Origin of the sequence: Enterovibrio norvegicus FF-33 (genome assembly GCF_000286835.2) — a bacterium.
Classification (GTDB): domain Bacteria; phylum Pseudomonadota; class Gammaproteobacteria; order Enterobacterales; family Vibrionaceae; genus Enterovibrio; species Enterovibrio norvegicus_A.
The window spans coordinates 2,228,128-2,246,560 of the sequence record NZ_AJYD02000038.1; the positions used below are offsets into that span (position 1 = coordinate 2,228,128).

The 18,433-nt window shown below is 47.2% G+C and carries 15 protein-coding genes; 10 read left to right on the forward strand and 5 right to left on the reverse strand.

The genetic code is table 11. The features are described 5' to 3' along the window. Both A1OO_RS18055 and A1OO_RS18060 read left to right on the forward strand, forming a co-directional pair. On the forward strand, positions 1–1,608 hold the full coding sequence (locus A1OO_RS18055) for an ATP-binding protein (RefSeq protein WP_017003968.1): 1,608 nt from the start codon (positions 1–3) through the stop codon (positions 1,606–1,608). A gap of 98 nt (positions 1,609–1,706) precedes the next feature. Then, complete coding sequence (locus A1OO_RS18060; protein WP_017003969.1) at positions 1,707–2,417, forward strand: response regulator; 711 nt, start codon at positions 1,707–1,709, stop codon at positions 2,415–2,417. Positions 2,418–2,449: 32 nt separating this feature from the next. Here A1OO_RS18060 and A1OO_RS18065 read toward each other — a convergent pair whose 3' ends face one another. Together A1OO_RS18065 and A1OO_RS18070 are read right to left on the reverse strand one after the other, a co-directional pair. After that, the gene (locus A1OO_RS18065; protein ID WP_017003971.1) at positions 2,450–2,800 is read right to left on the reverse strand and encodes a hypothetical protein; all 351 of its coding nucleotides are present in this window, start codon (positions 2,798–2,800) and stop codon (positions 2,450–2,452) included. A 104-nt stretch (positions 2,801–2,904) separates the two neighbouring features. Continuing rightward, positions 2,905–3,267, reverse strand: a complete 363-nt coding sequence (locus A1OO_RS18070) for a DUF805 domain-containing protein (RefSeq protein WP_016958210.1) — start codon at positions 3,265–3,267, stop codon at positions 2,905–2,907. A gap of 333 nt (positions 3,268–3,600) precedes the next feature. On the opposite strand from A1OO_RS18070, the gene A1OO_RS18075 reads away from it, so the two are divergent. Together A1OO_RS18075 and A1OO_RS18080 are read left to right on the forward strand one after the other, a co-directional pair. After that, positions 3,601–4,494: a DNA-3-methyladenine glycosylase family protein gene (locus A1OO_RS18075; RefSeq protein ID WP_017003973.1), complete on the forward strand. Its 894-nt coding sequence runs from the start codon at positions 3,601–3,603 to the stop codon at positions 4,492–4,494. A 167-nt stretch (positions 4,495–4,661) separates the two neighbouring features. Next, positions 4,662–5,693, forward strand: coding sequence for a hypothetical protein (locus tag A1OO_RS18080; RefSeq protein WP_016958212.1), 1,032 nt, complete (start codon positions 4,662–4,664; stop codon positions 5,691–5,693). Between the two features lie 161 nt (positions 5,694–5,854). Here A1OO_RS18080 and A1OO_RS18085 read toward each other — a convergent pair whose 3' ends face one another. After that, on the reverse strand, positions 5,855–7,138 hold the full coding sequence (locus tag A1OO_RS18085; RefSeq protein ID WP_017003975.1) for a hypothetical protein: 1,284 nt from the start codon (positions 7,136–7,138) through the stop codon (positions 5,855–5,857). An 848-nt stretch (positions 7,139–7,986) separates the two neighbouring features. Here A1OO_RS18085 and A1OO_RS18090 point away from each other — a divergent pair. The 4 genes from A1OO_RS18090 (at position 7,987) to A1OO_RS18105 (ending at position 13,295) form a co-directional block, all read left to right on the forward strand. Continuing rightward, positions 7,987–9,387 carry an L-cystine transporter gene (locus tag A1OO_RS18090; protein WP_017003976.1) on the forward strand — a complete coding sequence of 467 codons (1,401 nt, stop codon included), beginning with the start codon at positions 7,987–7,989 and terminating at the stop codon, positions 9,385–9,387. A gap of 95 nt (positions 9,388–9,482) precedes the next feature. Beyond that, entirely contained in the window at positions 9,483–10,820 is a 1,338-nt protein-coding gene (locus A1OO_RS18095; protein WP_017003977.1) for a CoA-disulfide reductase, read from the forward strand. Positions 10,821–11,078: 258 nt separating this feature from the next. Continuing rightward, the gene (locus tag A1OO_RS18100; protein ID WP_017003978.1) at positions 11,079–12,506 is read left to right on the forward strand and encodes an NAD-dependent succinate-semialdehyde dehydrogenase; all 1,428 of its coding nucleotides are present in this window, start codon (positions 11,079–11,081) and stop codon (positions 12,504–12,506) included. A 300-nt stretch (positions 12,507–12,806) separates the two neighbouring features. Next, positions 12,807–13,295 carry a hypothetical protein gene (locus tag A1OO_RS18105; protein WP_016958217.1) on the forward strand — a complete coding sequence of 163 codons (489 nt, stop codon included), beginning with the start codon at positions 12,807–12,809 and terminating at the stop codon, positions 13,293–13,295. 85 nt (positions 13,296–13,380) lie between these two features. Here A1OO_RS18105 and A1OO_RS18110 read toward each other — a convergent pair whose 3' ends face one another. Next, positions 13,381–13,632: a hypothetical protein gene (locus A1OO_RS18110; RefSeq protein WP_017003979.1), complete on the reverse strand. Its 252-nt coding sequence runs from the start codon at positions 13,630–13,632 to the stop codon at positions 13,381–13,383. Between the two features lie 250 nt (positions 13,633–13,882). On the opposite strand from A1OO_RS18110, the gene A1OO_RS18115 reads away from it, so the two are divergent. Continuing rightward, a complete protein-coding gene (locus tag A1OO_RS18115; RefSeq protein ID WP_017003980.1) occupies positions 13,883–14,896 on the forward strand; it encodes a TAXI family TRAP transporter solute-binding subunit in 1,014 nt (337 codons plus the stop codon). Between the two features lie 191 nt (positions 14,897–15,087). Next, positions 15,088–17,229 (forward strand): TRAP transporter permease, encoded by a 2,142-nt coding sequence (locus A1OO_RS18120; protein ID WP_017003981.1) that lies wholly within the window; start codon positions 15,088–15,090, stop codon positions 17,227–17,229. A gap of 166 nt (positions 17,230–17,395) precedes the next feature. Here the strand turns inward: A1OO_RS18120 and A1OO_RS18125 are convergent, their stop codons facing one another. Beyond that, positions 17,396–18,376 (reverse strand): chemotaxis protein, encoded by a 981-nt coding sequence (locus A1OO_RS18125; protein ID WP_016958221.1) that lies wholly within the window; start codon positions 18,374–18,376, stop codon positions 17,396–17,398. Between the last annotated feature and the right edge of the window lie 57 nt (positions 18,377–18,433).

The following is an 18,433-nucleotide window of genomic DNA, read 5'->3' on the forward strand; positions in this document are numbered from 1 at the left end:
ATGCTTTCACTACGTTCGCTAAAACTCAAAACCCGCATGATGCTCATTCTCGGCATGATGGCCATTCTACAAACGGGCTTTATTGGCTTTTTTGCCCTTGTCTATTTAAGCCAATCGCTCGATGAACAAATTGGCCTACGCGCGCTGCACGTGGCAAAAACCATTGCCTCCATGCCCGATGTGGTTGAAGCCGTAGAAAGTCGTGATAGTGAATGGTTGCAACCGATATCTATCGATTTGGCATCAGTGAACGATGCGAGGTTTGTGGTCATTGGTGACAGAAACGGCATTCGCCTCGCGCACCCCTCATGGAAGCGTGTCGGCAAACCGATGTACGATGATGAAGGCGATTACAACGAACCCGCTCTGGTGTACGGTAAGCCCTATATTCAAAAAGCCACAGGCAGCCTTGGGGCTTCGGTGCGCGGGAAAGCGCCGATCTTTGATAGCAGCAACGAAAACGTGGTAGGCATTATCTCCGTCGGCTTTATGCTCTCGTCAGTGGAAGATACGATCAACCGCTATCGCGACACGTTATACCTTGTCATTTTGCTCAGTTTTGGGCTCAGCGTGCTCACCGGGCTTTGGTTCGCCTCTCATTTCAAAAAAGCCATATTCGGATTAGAACCTGAGCAGATTGGGCGCCTTTTCCAAGAGCAAAACGCGACGCTGGAATCAATTCGCGAAGGCATTATTGCCGTGAATGGACAAGGAAACATTACCACCTTCAACCGTGCCGCTGTTGATACACTCGGGCTGGACGCCAACACCAAACTGACAGGACGTCCAATCGAAGAAGTATTACCAGACAGCCGCTTGATGGACGTGTTACGAACCGGCGAACCGCAAATAGATAAAGACGTGTGGCTACAAGACAGAAACTTGATTGTGAACCGGCTACCGTTGTTACAAAACGGGCAAATTACGGGAGTGGTATCGAGCTTCCGTCGTAAAGATGAACTAGATGCTATCAGTAAAAAGCTCAGCCAACTCGAGCAATATGCCGATACGCTACGCAGCCAATCTCACGAGTATTCCAACAAGCTCCACACCATTGCCGGACTCATTCAACTTGGCGCCACAGATGAAGCGTTAGCGCTGATCGGACAAGAAAGTCAAAGCCATCAAGCCCTCATTCAATTGTTGGTGGAGGCCGTACCCGACCCTATCCTCGCAGGCTGTATGCTGGGCAAATACAATCGCGCCAAGGAACTGGGTTTGAACCTCGATATTGACGCAGAAAGCAGTATGAAGGAGATCCCCGATCACATACCGCGTGAAGAATTGGTGAGTATCATTGGTAATCTAATAGACAATGCCCTTGAAGCCACACTCAGAAACCGTAAATTCGACGTCCGACTATCAATGACTGACTTAGGTAACGACCTGATTTTTGAAATTGAAGACGAAGGCGCTGGCATTGCGGAAAAAGACCAAGAGAACATTTTCCGTAAGGGCGTCACCAGCAAAGAAGGTGAGGGCCACGGCTTTGGGCTTCATCTCGTCGAAAAACTGTTACAGAAATTGGGTGGCACGATATTGCTTGAGCCCGCAGATACTGTCGGCAGTCGATTCACGGTGTACATTCCCAAAGCAAGACCCGAGTAACATCAAGATCCAGGATTCGTTTGAGTATGTAACACCCAACGCCAGCTAGACTTAAGTACACAGGAATAAGAAAGACCAACAAGGAATGAGTTGTACCTATGGCCCAAAACATCCGCGTCGTTATCGCTGAAGACGATATTCAGATTGCAGAAATACAAAAACGCTTTTTAGACCGCATAGACGGTGTAGAACTGGTTGGCATCGCCCACACATTGGAAGATGCGGCAGACCTTGTGGACGTTTTTAAACCCGAATTACTGCTGCTCGATAACCATTTCCCTAACGGTACTGGGCTAGATTTGCTGAGAAAGCTGCGTGCGAACAACAGCGCCACGGATGTCATTTTGATCACTGCCGCCAAAGAGGTCGATACATTGCGAGACGCGCTGCGCAGTGGCGTTTTCTACTACATTCTCAAGCCTTTGGTATTTGAGCGCCTGCAAGAAGTGATAGCACAATACGCGGCGCACTTAGAGAAGCTTCGTGCCATGGAGTCATTGGCACAAACGGATGTCGACACCCTTCTGCCGCAGCGCATGACATCTGCACCGACAACAGATAGCACAACCAATACCCACTCCCTACGACTCCCAAAAGGTATTGATGTCATCACGCTGGATAAAATTCGAGCAGTGTTTGCGGATTCCGCAGAACCACTCAACGCCGAAGAAGTCGGTACCTTGATTGGCGCAAGCCGCACTACTGCTCGTCGCTATCTTGAATATATGGTTAGCACTTTAGAACTGGAAGCTCAGGTGAATTACGGCAGTGTTGGCCGACCAGAAAGGCGTTATATTGGCATGAAATAATTGAGGAGATGAGCCCACATGAAGTGTTGGGGTTAATCGTTGACCCAGATAATGTTTGATTCTTCGATGCCTAAGCCTTGCTTAAACCTCACCGATAATTCTAGTTCAGGCTCTGACATCCAGCCTTTGGTAACAAATAAGTTATACCCAGTTTTTGTTTTTTTGTAATCAACAGATGAAAGCCAAATAGCATCCCAATCTCCGAGAAACTCCAGGTCATCAAGACGTTGTGGATAGCTACCGTTACGCACTTTATGCAACTCAATCAAAGATATCGCAGAATTAAAATTTTGCTCACCGAACTTCTTATCCATGGATTCCGTCGGAAAATCACAACCCGAGATATACACTGCCATCAAACCAATCAGTAATATTTTCCACATATCACAAACACCTGTTAGACAAATCCATTTGATACAAAAAACACTGCCAAAGCCATATGAAAAGCAACGACAGTGTTTGTAATTGTCAGGAATAGATCGGCTTGTTAAGCAGTAATGCCTGCTTCAGTACTACCTTTTGGGTTTACACCGTGTTCATTGTCCTCTTTGCTGTCCTGCACGAGAAAAACAATCATGACAATGGCGCCAACTAAAGGAATCAATGCAATCAACTGCCACCAACCACTTCGACCCGTATCATGAAGCCTTCTGGCTGTAAGACTGATACTTGGGATAAGCAAAGCCAACGAGAATATTAAAGAGAGGAACGCACTCCCCAGTATTTGATCAACAATGGTAAGAACAATAGAGAAAATCAGATAGAACAGGATAAACATCCAGTACTCTTTCCTTCTTGCTCTACCAGAAAATACCGCAAAGTTTTTTAATGCCAGTAAGAAATAATTCATCGTCAACCTCCGTGTCGTAACATACCCAAGCAACCTCTAGATGCTTGTTAAGAATTCGGAAATAATAACAGTCAAAAAAATTATTTTCTCATCAATAATAAGAAGTTAGCCGTGATTATTACGTTAACTCAATGAAACTGATAGATCTAACGATGACGGGAAAGCCCCTCAATCCTGACTCAGTGCCTGGCAACTCGTCTTTGCCGCTTTCTGTGATCGAGCTTGTAGAGATCAAACAAATTACATTCAGTTATAGTGCGTTATGTTGAATTATCTCGCCTTGTATCATTGCGCGGTTTAGGCTGTTTTCACCCTGCTCTAGGAGTTAAGCTCATGACCACCACTCTAAGCGTGACAACGTCACTACCAAGTAACTTTAGACACAGTGATTTTCTTGCATTTCACAAGCGAGATAAAACCGAGCTTGCAGAAAAAGTGGAAGGTAACCTGATCCGGAAAGGTATGCTGATTAATGGAATTCCTTGTTGTCTTAGCCTCTCTTTGAACAACGATACTGCAACCCTCCAAATAGACGCGGATAGCTACGCGTCCTCACTAGATCATGACGGACTAGCCGCTCTGCTTACTCACATGCTAGGCCTGAATCAAGACATCGACGCGTTTGAAGCGCACTATCAAACCCACCCTGACATTTCGCGTTTGCTGAAACACCATCGTGGTTTGCGAATTCCACAAACAACAACACCCTTTGAAGCCATTACATGGGCAATCACCGGACAGTTAATCAGCGTGGAAGCTGCCGTTTCCATTCGTCGACGACTTATTGAAGCAACCGGACGAGGACACAGCAGCGGTATTTGGTGTTCACCCGATGCGGCGACACTTGCTAACACGGAAATTGACACCTATCGCCGTTGCGGATTTTCCAACAGCAAAGCAACCACTATCCAGCGCGTTGCCCAAATGCTAGAGAACAACGAACTAGATTTGTCGTTGACCGCAGATCCTGAGGTTGTCGCGCGTGAACTACTGGCAATAAAAGGCGTGGGGCCATGGACAGTCAGCTATACCTTGTTGCGGGGATTCGGCTGGCTGGATGGTTCATTGCATGGCGATGTGGCGGTACGCCGAAACCTACAACGCTTGCTCAACAGCGAAGAAAAACCGTCGGAAAAGGAAACACAGGTATGGCTTAACGCGTTTTCGCCCTGGCGTGCCTTAGTTGCCGCACACCTTTGGGCGATCCAATCTGAGCAAGGTTACTAGCTCAGACGCAGTGTCACATCTACCATTGCGCGCCACAAATCGTATAAAACACTAACGATTTGGTGGTGAAACAAGCAGTCAAACTGTTAGTTAGGTCACAGTTGCGGAAGGTGTAGCGTCAATGCGGTATCCTCCCCGCCCTTCATACCGTGACTTGAAAGATAACTATGCACTACAAAACTATGCTCGGGTATCGCTACCCTAAAGGCCCTTTCGCCATGATCAGCGTCTACAGCTTTACTGGCGCAGCCGTGGTCACTTCAACGGTATTTTCACTACTGCTTTTCCTTTCGATTGATGACAGCCCGATGATGAAAGCATTGTTCGGTACGTTGGCGATCATTTTTGAGGCTGGAAAATTCTACGCTTGGTACGAATTTGGCGAACGTCGTGCCCATCGTAACTACATGGGGTCTTTCACCGCGTTGGTGTTTTACCTCGTATTGGCCGCCATTTCGATCGGCGGCAGTATTGGTGGCATTAATAGTGCTACCAACAAAGCGCAAAGCGTTATCGCGATTGAGCAAGCCAAAGTCGACGCATATAACCGCCAGATCGACGCCATTGAAAAGCAAATTGACTTGAATAACTTGGCGGCAGAAAAGTACATACAAATGGAGCGTATCGCGACGGGCGTTAGCCGCATTCAGGCACAAAACAACACCCTGCGTGAAGAACAGATCCTCTTGGCGGAAGAGCGTGATTCGCTGCCTCCTGTCGCGCAAGGGTCCGCAATTGGTTTGATTGATAGCCTTGCGAGTGCGTTTCAAGTTTCGCAGCAAACCGCTCAATTTGGCTTAGTGGTGTTCTTGTCTATTTTGCTTGATTTGTTCGCCGCATTTTTCGTTGGTGTGATTGGTGAAGAAACACGTTTCCGTCGTTTTTATCAGCACCACGCTGAAATTGACATTACACCAGAAACCATGAGTAAACCTGTGGGTTATCTAGAGCACAAGCCAGCTATCGACAGCGTAGTTAACGCAGACAGTGATAATGATAAGCAGCAAGATGACGCTGACTTAACCTTGGCACAACGAGTAGAATTGGCCGTTAAAAACGGCGTGATAACTTGCTCGAAAAAAGCGGTGTGTAGACACTTCTTACTGCCAACGGACGATGTGGATACTTTGTTTGAAGATATGATGAACGACGGTGTTTTGGCGAAGAAAGCGAATCATCACTATTATCTTGTTGCTTGAGGCCGATGGTTTAAATATCTGACCATAACCTCCGCTCATGACCTGCTCCTAAGAAGCGAGAAAGCGCCGCAATGGGCGCTTTCTAGTTTTTTGCTTCGTGCCTTTTTACTTTTACTTTTTAGGTTTGCTTGTTTGTTTTACTTCTACCATCGAGCTGACACTCACACTTTAGGTTTCTCTGTACTCGATGTGTCCGTACCGTTGCTCGGCGCAGAAACGGGATCACTCGCAGCGGCTGCGTTAGCATCTTTAGGCTTGATGGTGTCAATCACCATGCGTAAATCATCAATCAAACTTTCATCTGACGCCTTCTTTGCTTCAAGGGTGGTGACTTGTGCAGACAAGGTTTCCTTGTCTTGCTCCGCTAAAGACAGATTTGTATTGACCGACTCAAGCTTCGCCATCAATTGCTTCAATTCAGGGTCGACGTCAGCTGTATTGTTCAATGTCTGCGCTAACGCTTCTGCCTTACTCGCCAGCGCATCAGTTTGTTGTTTGATCGGCTTATCACGAAGATCAATTTTTTCAAACGCTTGAGCAATACGATGAAGCTGATTTTCGAGATCCAAAATCAACGGTTCAAATTTTCCGTCATCGATATTCCTAAACCGCTTCACTTCCAAGCCAATATGCTTGAGATGACCAATCTCAAACTTGACCGCCAACACCGCTTTTTCAATTGCCGATATGTCTCGCGGATCGGCCGTTACCACGGCTTCAGCTTGCTCTAACGTCGCTCCGGCTTTGGTATAGCTAATGGGCGCAACAGATTTGAAACCCTCTCTACGCAGCAGAACAAGTTCATTATTCAAGGGGACCACATTGATTTGTAGTGCCACGGCCACTTCTAACGCTTTCGCCTTATCTAAAAACTGCACTTGTTTGACTTGAGCATCATCGAGATCGTTATCAGCCACATACTCAAACAACGCACGATAATCTCTGGCAATTCGGCTGTAACGCGACGCAAACACGGCCTCTGCGTTAATCATGTCAAGATAGGCCATTTCTGCGATGGCTTCCGCCAGTAAACTGTCTGCGGTTTCTTTTAAGGTCAATAACTCCGCATGGAGCGTCGCGACTTTAACCATACGTTTATCAAAAGTTTGCGCATAAGTACCCGAAGAAAATACGGAGTAGCTTTCTGTCGCTTTGGCTGGGTTTGAATCAAAATCTTCGTAGACATCAACCGCGTCTTCCCACGCGTCAAACAAATCCTCAACAGCCTCCTTACTGTATAACCGAAGTTCCTTGCTCTCTTCCATTTTCGCTAGCCAACGGGCGTAATCCGATTTCGCTTTTTCGTAGATTTGAAGCGTATTTTGGCTTTGTTGTGAAACCCCATTGGTTTCACTGGCTATTTGAGCAGGTTCTGATGTGGATTGGCATGCTGTGATGGAACTTACTAGCACAACGGCTAACGCCGATAAACGCAAATTTTTCATAGATGTACCCTCTAACTGTCACCGCCACTCACGAAATTATTTTTATTATTTACCAATAGATCAGCCGTCAGCCTATCGATAGCTGCTGTCTGATCACCCGACTTTATGCAAGGTGTAAGTAACAATTTAGCTCAAAACCCACCCCCAACATTGCAAGTTTAGGTGATCTTGATCACATTGGATTTTGTAAGTGATACACCACGCAATTCGGTAATCTTTCTTCGTACACCTAGGGTTAAAATCAAAACCCTCAATAAACACTAATTAACTGATTTAATTAAGATTTAATGGGGAGTTAAAAATGAGAGCGGTGAAAAAACAAACAATAATCATTGAAAGAAGAGAGGCGAATAAACGCGTGCGCATATCGGATGGAAAATTGTCGATAGTCGTCACGCAAAACAATCGAAAACCGTCGTATATTCCTTCTTAAATAATTAGGAAACAAAATTATCACTAAAAGAAAAAACAACGTTAACCATTAGGGGAATTTTAATTAATCGGACAAACGAAAAATGTTACTTTTATTATTAAACTTTCAAACAATTCAATAACAATATCGCACATAATAAAATTACATCTGAGTTATAAACAGTCAAATCCTGTTCACTTTATAACATATAGCTTTTAGTTATATAGTTTTGTTTTATATGCACGAATGACTGCCCTATCATCGCGGCCTTAGCCAGCGTAAGGGCTATTCAGACTGGCACACCGTCAGAGGTTAGACGGAAGAGCAGCAAGATATTCACTCACTGAGTATTCCATCTTCTTTCGAATATAAAGAATAGGAAGAAAGCGCGAATTTATTTTACATTTAGCCCGCTAATGAAATTAAGGATTTAAGAATGGCCTTAAGCGTTATATTGAACCTCACGATATTCACCGCACTTATCTATTTTTTGTACACACTACAAGCTAAGCATGTACCTTTTACCAAACGTGTTTTTGCTGGTTTGGGTTTAGGTGTCGTATTTGGTGGCTTATTACAGCTTTACTACGGTGCAGGCTCCGACATTATTAAAACTAGCATCGACTACTTCGACATTGTCGGTAAAGGCTACGTGAAACTGCTTCAAATGATCATCATCCCACTCGTGATGGTGTCGATCATTTCTGCCATCCTCAAGCTCAAAGGCGGTTCGTCTGTCGGCAAGATTAGTGGCATGAGCATTGGCGTATTGGTGGTGACCACCATGATTGCCGCGCTTGTGGGTATTGCTTGGTCGTTGATGTTTGGTCTTACTGCAGAAGGCCTAACGGCTGGCGCGGCAGAAGTCGCACGCGGTCAATCGCTAGAAACCAATCTGGGTCGCGTAGAAAGCCTGTCTTTCGCTAACATGATCCTAGAATTCCTTCCTGCGAACCCGTTCCTAGATATGACAGGTTCGCGTAAAACATCCACTATCGCAGTCGTTATCTTCTCTATCTTTATTGGCATAGCCGCAACAGGTATCGCGAAGAAGCAACCAGACGTCTTTGCGTCGTTCGAGAGCTTCGTTGACGTGGCAAAAGCTATCGTTATGCGCATCGTGACACTGGTACTGCGTTTGACGCCTTACGGTGTTCTGGCGCTAATGACCAAAGTGATTTCAGGCTCTAACTACGCGGATATCGTTAACCTAGCAAGCTTTGTTATGGCTTCATACGGTGCGCTGTTTACCATGTTCGCGATTCACTTAGCGATCATCGCGATGCTAGGCCTAAACCCGATTCGCCACTTGAAGAAAATCATGCCTCTTCTGACGTTCGCTTTCACATCACGCAGCAGCGCAGCGTCAATTCCGATGAACGTTCAAACACAAGAAAAAGCATTGGGTATTCCAAATGGTATCGCCAACTTTGCCGCTTCTTTCGGTTCAACCATTGGACAAAATGGCTGTGCGGGTATTTACCCTGCCATGCTGGCAGTAATGATTGCGCCAACCATGGGCATCAACCCGCTAGATATTGGCTTTCTCGTCACGCTGATTGCCATCATCACCATTAGCTCGTTCGGTGTCGCTGGCATTGGTGGCGGCGCAACGTTTGCCGCATTGATTGTTCTCTCCGCGTTGGATTTCCCTGTCGCGCTTGCAGGTCTGTTGATCTCTATCGAGCCGCTGATCGATATGGGTCGTACCGCGCTTAACGTATCAGGTTCTGTCACCGCAGGATCTGTGACCAGCAAACTGATGGGTCAAACAGATATGGCGGTATTCAACGATGACAAGCCACTGAACCTAGATGGTGAAGACGCTACCGCGTAATAAACTCGATAGGCTCATTAGTCGTCACATAATATTTTGGGAGCGTTGGCTCCCAATTCCTGTTTTCAGGGCAATATGCCCATGAGGAATGCAACATGAAAATCATCATCATTGGCGGTGAAGCCGCGGGAATGAGCGCTGCAGCCAAAGCTCGTCGAGTGAATCCAAGCGCTGAAATCATTGTTTATGAAGCGTCAGAAATCATCTCATTTGGTGCTTGTGGCCTGCCCTATTACGTGGCGGATGAATTTAGTGACAGCGGTTACATGTCGGAATTCACCCCAGCACAGTTCGCAGAGCGTGGCATCACGGTGAACACGGGACATCGCGTCACAAAGGTCGACGCTGACGTCAAAAAACTCGAAATCTCGCATAACGGCGACGTGTTCGTGACGCACTACGACAGATTAATGATCGCGACTGGCGCTCGCGAAGTGCTGCCTCCCGTTGAAGGCCTACAAAAAAACGGCGTACACACGCTACGCGTGATGAACGATGGCATAGCGCTAAAAGCAACAATTCAAGACGCTAACTGCCAACACGTCACCATCATTGGTTCTGGCTTTATCGGTTTGGAAGTGGCGGAAGCCATGCTCCACCAAGGTAAACAGGTTCGCTTGATTGAACGCGCAGAGCGCTTAATCCCTGATGCCTTTGATGCAGAAATCAGTGTGCATATTCACACGGAGCTGGAAAAAGCGGGCGTCGAAATTCTCACGTCAGAATCACTGATGGCAATCAAAGGTGATACCGCAGTCTCTGGCGTGATCACAGACAAAGGCGAATACGCCACGGATCTGGTGGTGGTGTGTACTGGTGTGAAACCGAACACTGCATTCTTGCAAGAAACAGGCATTGAAACCCTGCCAAACGGCGCCATCGTGGTTGATCGTGAAGGAAAAACCTCCTTGCCAGATGTGTGGTCAGCAGGCGATTGCGCCGCTATCTGGAATTCGATTTCGCAACGTAACCAATACATCCCGCTCGCAACTGGCGCAAACAAGCTAGGCCGCTTGGTGGGCGACAACATTGCGCAAATCGAGGGCGAACCATTGCAATTTCCAGGCTCACTCGGCACCAGTTGTGTGCGTACATTGGGGCTAGAAGCAGGCCGTACTGGACTATCCGAGCGCGAAGCGACGGATGCTGGCTTCATGGTGAAGACCCTCACTATCAAAGACAAATGCCACACCAATTATTGTGCAGGTCAGTCGGATATGCACATGAAGCTGATTTACGAAGCGGAAACCAAGCGCATTCTTGGCGCACAGCTGATTGGTTACAAAGGCGCGGTACACCGTATCGATGCAATGGCTGTGGCTATCACTATGGGCGTCACCACCAGCCAGCTTGGTATGATGGATTTTGCCTATGCACCACCGTTTGCCAGAACGTGGGACATCATGAATGTGGCAGGCAACGTCGCCAAATAAACCATAAGTGAACAATTTAATCAGGCCAGCGACATCGCTGGCCTTGTTTTGATGATCTCCCGCACCTTACTCGTCAGTCACGGATGTTCTCAATCGCACCATCACGTTCACATGCAATTCGTTCGATATATTGCACACTTCACATTATCTACACCTTCCTCTTATGTTTTAGTTTTAGGCTTGCGTTGGTTATTGCACCGATACTGCGACGCAGTTAGGCTAGAATTTAAAGCCTCGGTTTAACAATGGAAGCCAATGATGGAACAGATAAAAAATCTCTCCCTACTCTCTTCTCTGTGCGAAAACGTGAACAGTGCGATAGCTGTCCATAACCCCGCGACAGGTGATGTGTTGGGCTACGTCCCTTCTCACAACCGTGAAGCCATCGAAAAGGTCATTGAAAAAGCCGAGACTGCGCAGAAATCGTGGGCGAAAACCACGGCGAAACTACGCGCTGAAATTCTTTCCCGCTGGTATCAGCTCATCATGGATAACCAAGAAGACCTGGCGCGTATTATGACGCTTGAGCAAGGTAAACCGCTGGCTGAATCGCGCGGTGAAGTAGCCTATGGCGCATCTTTTGTTCAATGGTTTGCCGAAGAAGGTAAGCGTGCGTATGGCGAAACGATTCCAACACCATTGACTGACCGCCGTATTATGACCATTCGCCAACCGGTCGGTGTCGCAGCTGCTATCACGCCTTGGAACTTCCCCATCGCAATGATCACGCGAAAAGCTGCACCAGCATTAGCGGCAGGATGCAGCTTTATTGGCAAGCCCGCCGCGCAAACGCCATTAAGCGCCTACGCTGTGGCTGAATTAGCACGACAAGCCGGACTCCCCGAGGGTCTGTTAGCCATTGTCACCAGCAGCGATGCCGTGATGGTGGGTGAGCTATTTTGTAGTAGCCCAAAAATTCAAAAAATATCCTTTACCGGCTCTACCCACGTTGGTCGGATTCTGATGCGCCAAAGCGCCGAAAGCGTCAAACGCGTTTCAATGGAATTGGGCGGAAATGCGCCGTTCATTGTGTTTGATGACGCAGACATTGATGCTGCTGTGAAAGGTGCACTCGCATCGAAGTTTCGCAACGCGGGTCAAACGTGTGTGTGCGCCAACCGCTTCTATGTTCACGATTCTGTGTATGACGAGTTTGTCGCCAAGTTTGCCGCTGAAGTCTCCAAGCTGAGTGTCGGCAACGGCCTTGATGATGGCATCACCATTGGCCCACTGATTGATGACAACGCCAAGAAGAAAGTACAAGCGTTAGTGAACGATGCCGTGGCACAAGGGGCGAATATCACCGCAGGTGGCGACGATCTCGGTGGGCAATTTTTCGCACCAACCGTATTAACCCACGTCGAACACAACATGAGCATTGTTAAAGAAGAGATCTTTGGCCCTATTGCTCCCGTGATCCGTTTCCATGATGACGCGTCTTTGATCGACATGGCGAATGACACCGAATACGGATTGGCGAGCTACTTCTACAGCAAAGACATCAACCGTATCTTCGCCGTGGCAGAAGCACTCGATTACGGCATGGTGGGGGTCAACGAAGGGATTATTTCCACGGAAGTTGCACCTTTTGGTGGCGTGAAACAATCGGGCATTGGACGCGAAGGGGCTCGCCAAGGGCTGGATGAGTACCTCAACACCAAATACATCTGTATTGGCGGAATGTAGCTCTTTAAACATTACCGCATCAAACCCAAAGCAGAGTCGTTTGACTCTGCTTTTTGATCACTTACTGAGCACCAAAAGCAACTTTTGTGAAACCTTATTCATGCATTTTTTACCGCACGTTATTCACTCAAAATTAACCCAAACCGCGTCTTATCAGTATGTTAATATCCAGATCGCATAAAAATTCTACAAACGGACTTCCAAAACAGGGCATGTTTCCTTTAATGTGAAGCACGACAGTGTATTTTCGTACCACAGTGCGACACTACGCCCAATCAATATGAACCCTAAGGTAAAAAGATGTCTGATGTACCTTCTACTGCCGTTGAGGTAGTTACTACAGCCCAAACTGTTGCTGAATCTTCCGGTCCTATCTGGCCATACGTGGTCGGTGGTATCGCTCTCGTTATCGCAGCAGGCTTCTGGGGCTACAAAATGATTAGCCGCCCATCTTTCATCATAAAGCAGATCCGTCGCCGCAATCTGAAAGCAATGAAGAAAGAAGGCGTTGAAAGCTCAGAAGCAACCGTCGATTTGGATAAACTGCTTTCTTCTATTGAAACGCACGCCATCGACAACAAAATGTCTGGCGCTGAGATGGTGAAGCTGCTGGCACCGCTGAACGATTCAAACCGTATGAAATCAGCGAAAGACATGTATTTGACGATGCAACATATCGCACGTGAAATTGGCGATACGCGTCTGGCAGGTGAATTCAAGTCTAAATCTACGGGTGTGAAATCTAATTCGAAGCTAATGGCTGGCCTGTTTAAACGTGCTGGTATCTAAACGCTTTTTGTTGGCACTGCCCTTGCGCAGTGCCAACGACCTCTATCTTACCCTACGCTCTATTTCCTTCTGCCCTTTTGCTTAACTACTTCAACACTGCTTTGCTGCCGATGATTTTGTAGGCTGGCGTTCCGCGCACCAATGCTTCTCGCGCAAACACCATATCGCAGCTTGGACATGTACATGGGCTGGTTGTGTAATCGACCACAATTCTTTCTTTAAAACACTTCACTAACGCGCCTTTGCCGCCTTTCTTGTATTTAAACAGTAACGCTTTGCACTTGCCGCACACAATGTCCACCGAACGCGTGGGTAACTTTTTATTCGGCTTTGCCATCCTCAACTCCCTCTTTGCTAGGTCGCTATCATAAGCCAAAGCACAGGTACGACTAAAGTCTTAAGCAGCAGCTACCTAGAACGAAAAACTGAGAGGACGCCAATATTTACCGAATGCGATTAACAAATATTTTACAAGTTCGGCTATCATTTCGGTGTTTATTTCTCGTTCTCAGAGGCGATGCCATCACAATCAATATCGCCACTGATAAGTATGCAGACCAAGGAACCTTCTTACATTGGAGAGTTGTATGAAAATCAACGCATTGATTAAAACGCTTTCGCTATCTACTGCCATCATGTTGACCGGAATGAACGGTGCAGCAGCAGAAGACCGCGACTACATTCTGGCAACGGCATCAACAGGTGGCACGTATTACCCTGTTGGCGTGGCATTGGCGACACTGAGCAAAGTGAAACTTGCCCCTAAATATGACTTTTCTCTTTCTGCTATTAGTTCTGCGGGTTCAGGCGAGAACATTAAGCTACTTCGAGAAAACGAAGCTCAGTTTGCGATTCTTCAAGGCTTATATGGTGCCTGGGCATGGGGTGGTGAAGGTAAATTGAAGCAATCGGGTCCACAGAAAGAACTGCGCTCTGTCTCTATGCTGTGGCAAAACGTCGAGCATTTCGTGGTCCTGAGCGACTTGGCAAAAACAGGCACCATGGCTGACATGAAAGCAATGGATGGCAACAAGTTCTCTATCGGTAAGAAAAACTCTGGTACAGAAGGTTCAGGCTTACAGATCCTGAGCGGCCTAGATATCAATACCGACAAAATGGATTTCGCTTACCTTGGCTACGGCGCAAGTGCGGATGCGATGCAAAATGGTACGGTGGATGGAATGAACACGCCAGCGGGTGTGCCAGTAAGCGCAGTCACTCGCGCGTATGCGTCAATAGGTGACAAAATCACTATCTTGAATTTCACCGATGAAGAAATGAAAGAAGCTAATGGTGATTATAACCTTTGGACACGCTTCGTGATTGAGCCGAACACCTATCCGGGTCAAACCAAAGCAGTAGAAACCATTGCACAACCTAACTTCCTTGCTGTTCGCAGTGACATCAGTGATGAAGACGTTTACTTGCTGACGAAAACCATTTACGAAAACCTCGCGTTTTTGAACGGTATTCATAAAGCAACCAAAGCCATGTCTTTGCAAAAATCCATTGATGGCCTGCCTGTGCCGCTCCACCCTGGTGCAGCGCGTTACTACAAAGAACAAGGGCTGACTATTCCTGCGCAATTGATCGCAAACTAAGTCTTGCGCGCTGGCCTCTCGGTCAGCGCGCCTTTACCGCCTTGATTTATCGCCGTTAACGCTCTGTACCTAAGTTTATATCGCTTTGCTCCTAAGTTTGTATCGCTATTCTCTTGGGGTTAACACAGCATTACTCAACACACTTCCACTCCAAAGGACGTCGTGCAGATCATCAGCACGTTTGAGGGAACATGACTAACCATTCTTCCGACTCCAGCACTTCATCAGAACTCGAGAGTTCTCTATCGCAATTTGAGCTCACTCAGCGCACCGATTTTCCGCTTCTGACACGATGTGTCACCGCGCTGGGTATTTTGCTTTCATTGGTTCATATTTGGTTTAACACGCTCGCCACTTTGCCGGAACTTTGGGTTTCAGCTGCGCACTTTGCGGGCTTTTCCGCCATGTGTGCCCTCACCTATCCAGCGGCGGCGAAATGGCGCAAAAGTAAGTTCGCATTGGCTATCGACATTGGGATTGCTATCGCTGCAATTGCTTGCCTGATTTATATCATTTTTAGCGAAGACGCCTTATACGAACGCGGCGTTACCTTTGTGACTTCTGATTGGGTGTTTTCAGTCATTGCGATTTTGATCGCGCTAGAACTTATCCGGCGCACCATGGGTTGGTTTATCCCCTGCCTGATTTTGGTGGCACTGACTTACGTGGTTTGGTGGGGAAGCTGGATTGACGGCATTTTTGCCTTCCCCGGCTTGTCGGCTGAGACCGTTCTGTACCGGGCTTTCTATAGTTCAGAGGGCATGTTTGGCCCCATATCCCGAATATCATGGAGTTATGTCTTCATGTTCATTCTATTTGGCGCGTTTTTAGTAAAATCAGGTGCAGGCGACTACATCATCAATATTTCCCGTGCAGCGGCAGGGAAAATCATTGGGGGTCCCGGTTTCGTCGCTGTACTCGGCTCAGGATTAATGGGTTCTGTATCAGGGTCCAGTGTGGCAAACACAGTCTCGACGGGTGTCATTACCATACCTCTCATGAAGAAAGCGGGGTTTCCGCCAAAGTTCGCCGCTGGGGTTGAAGCAGCAGCTTCAACGGGTGGGCAATTGATGCCTCCGGTGATGGGTGCAGGCGCTTTTATTATGGCGTCTTACACACAAATACCGTACGTGGAAATCATTGCTGTGTCGTTTGCACCTGCGCTGATTTACTTTCTCTCGGTTGCTTTCTTTGTGCGCGTTGAAGCCAAGCGTTCTGGCGTACATCATGTCGAAACGGAAACCCAATCTATGTTGTCAGTGCTGGCCTCAGGCTGGCATTATCTGATCCCCTTGGTGGTGTTGGTCACGCTCTTAGTTCAAGATTTTACGCCAACTTATGCGGCAGGTATTTCGATCATTTCAGTGGTGGTTGCTTCTTGGCTTTCTCCGAATCGTATGGGTATTGCAGATATTTTTGATGCGTTAGCGCAAGGCGCACGAAACATGGCCACCACAGCGGTATTGCTGACGGGCATTGGCTTGGTGGTGAATGTCATCAGCACCACGGGGATTGGCAATACCTTCTCAATCATGATTAACGACTGGGCCAACGGTAGCTTGTTTATGATGCTGGTATTGGTGGCACTTGCATCGCTGATACTCGGCATGGGTTTACCTGTGACGGCCTCGTATATTGTTCTTGGCACCCTTTCTGCACCTGCCATTTATGGTTTGATTGCGGAACAACAATTAATGGCGCTTCTGACCACCGGTCAGTTACCCGAAGAAGCGAAAACCATTTTCATGCTGATTGCACCAGAACAGCTTGCCGCGTTGGGCGCTCCCATGTCTTTTGAGGCCGCTATTGAGTTACTTGGCAAAGTACCGGATGACTTCAAAGCCACTTTGCTCGAACAAGGCTTAGGTGCAGCAACGGTAGGCATGTCATTGTTGGCAGCGCACTTGATCATTTTCTGGTTATCTCAAGACAGTAACGTTACACCGCCAGTGTGTTTGACGGCGTTTGCCGCGGCAACCATCGCCAAAACCCCACCCATGGCGACAGGCTTCAAAGCGTGGAAAATCGCCAAAGGGCTGTATTTGGTGCCGCTATTGATGGCCTATACCCCACTCGTTTCCGGCGATCTTCAACAAGTCCTTGAAGTCACCTTGTTTGCGGTGATTGGTACGTGGGCTTTGGTAGCAGGGCTAGAAGGCTATTTAGAAGGCCCGATCAATTGGCCATTGCGTGCTGTGGCTTTTGCTTTAGGCGGTTTAATGATGTGGCCAGGACTTGATGTCGTTATTCGTCTTGCTAGCGCATTAGTGTTCTTCGCCATGGTGTTTTACACCTACCGAAAATATCCTTTCAACCCGCTAGCTAACCCCTAATTCGTCGCGAAGCATAGCGCGGCTGACACCATGGAATCAGTCAAACAGAAATAAAAAAAGCGCCTGGAAAGGCGCTTTTCTCTTTGTTTATTATCGATTTTTCTCGTCATTCGCCATTTCAGTACGTACTTATTGTCTTATCGCGCGTGTTTGACAGAGCGAAGATTCATTCTTTCAAAACAAAACTGTCCATCAAACCAACCATACGTCCGATTTCAGGTTTGGTAATGGTGTCGTTCGCGCCAAGGTCCATCGCTTTCTTGCGGTTATCATCACTCATCAGTGAAGAGAACATGACAATCGGCATGGCCTTGTATTCTTCGATTTCCCGCAATTTTTTGACGAGATACATGCCATCCATTTTTGGCATTTCAACATCACTGACCACGCCATCAACAAACTCGGTGATTGGCAAGTTTTCTTCAGTACACAAGCGGACGAATTCGATCATCGAGTCCAGCGCTTCTTGCCCGTCTTTTGCGGTGATCACGTTGTAACCCGCTGAACGAAGAGTATTTTCGATCAAGCGACGGATAAATGCGGAATCATCAACCACCATGATGGTCTTAGCTTCGCGTTTGGCAACCATGGCGTCATCGATAACCACGCGCTTGTCTTGCGTGACATCGTATTTTTCCATGCTGAGCTCTGGGTTGATATCAGCAATGATTTTCTCGAAATCCAAAATCATGATGAGGTTGCTGTCCTGTCGAACCACGGCAACCACACAATCTTGGTCTGACGCTTCTAAGAAAGAACTAGGCGATTCCACCTCTTCCCAAGATATTCGATGAATACGGCTGACACTGTCGACGAGAAAACCATTCGACATGCGATTGAAATCCGTCACGATCACGACTTTGGTGTCGATTTCGTCTTTAGTCGGTACACCTAGCCATCCAGCTAAATCAACCAAAGGGATTAACTTTCCGCGCAGCGAAAATACGCCAAGGACATTAGGTTGTGCGTTTGGATAATCCGTCGTATCGGGAACACGAATGACTTCGCGAACCTTGGCGACATTTATCCCGTAGTAACACACTTTCTTTGTGCCATCAGGCAAGGTTTTCTCGAGTCGAAATTCGATAATTTCAAGCTCATTGGTACCGCTTTCAGTCAAGATTGATGTTTTGTGTTCTGTGCTCATGCCAAATCTCGATGCATTTAGAGGCCAAATAGACAAGGTTCTCTATCAGCATAGTCT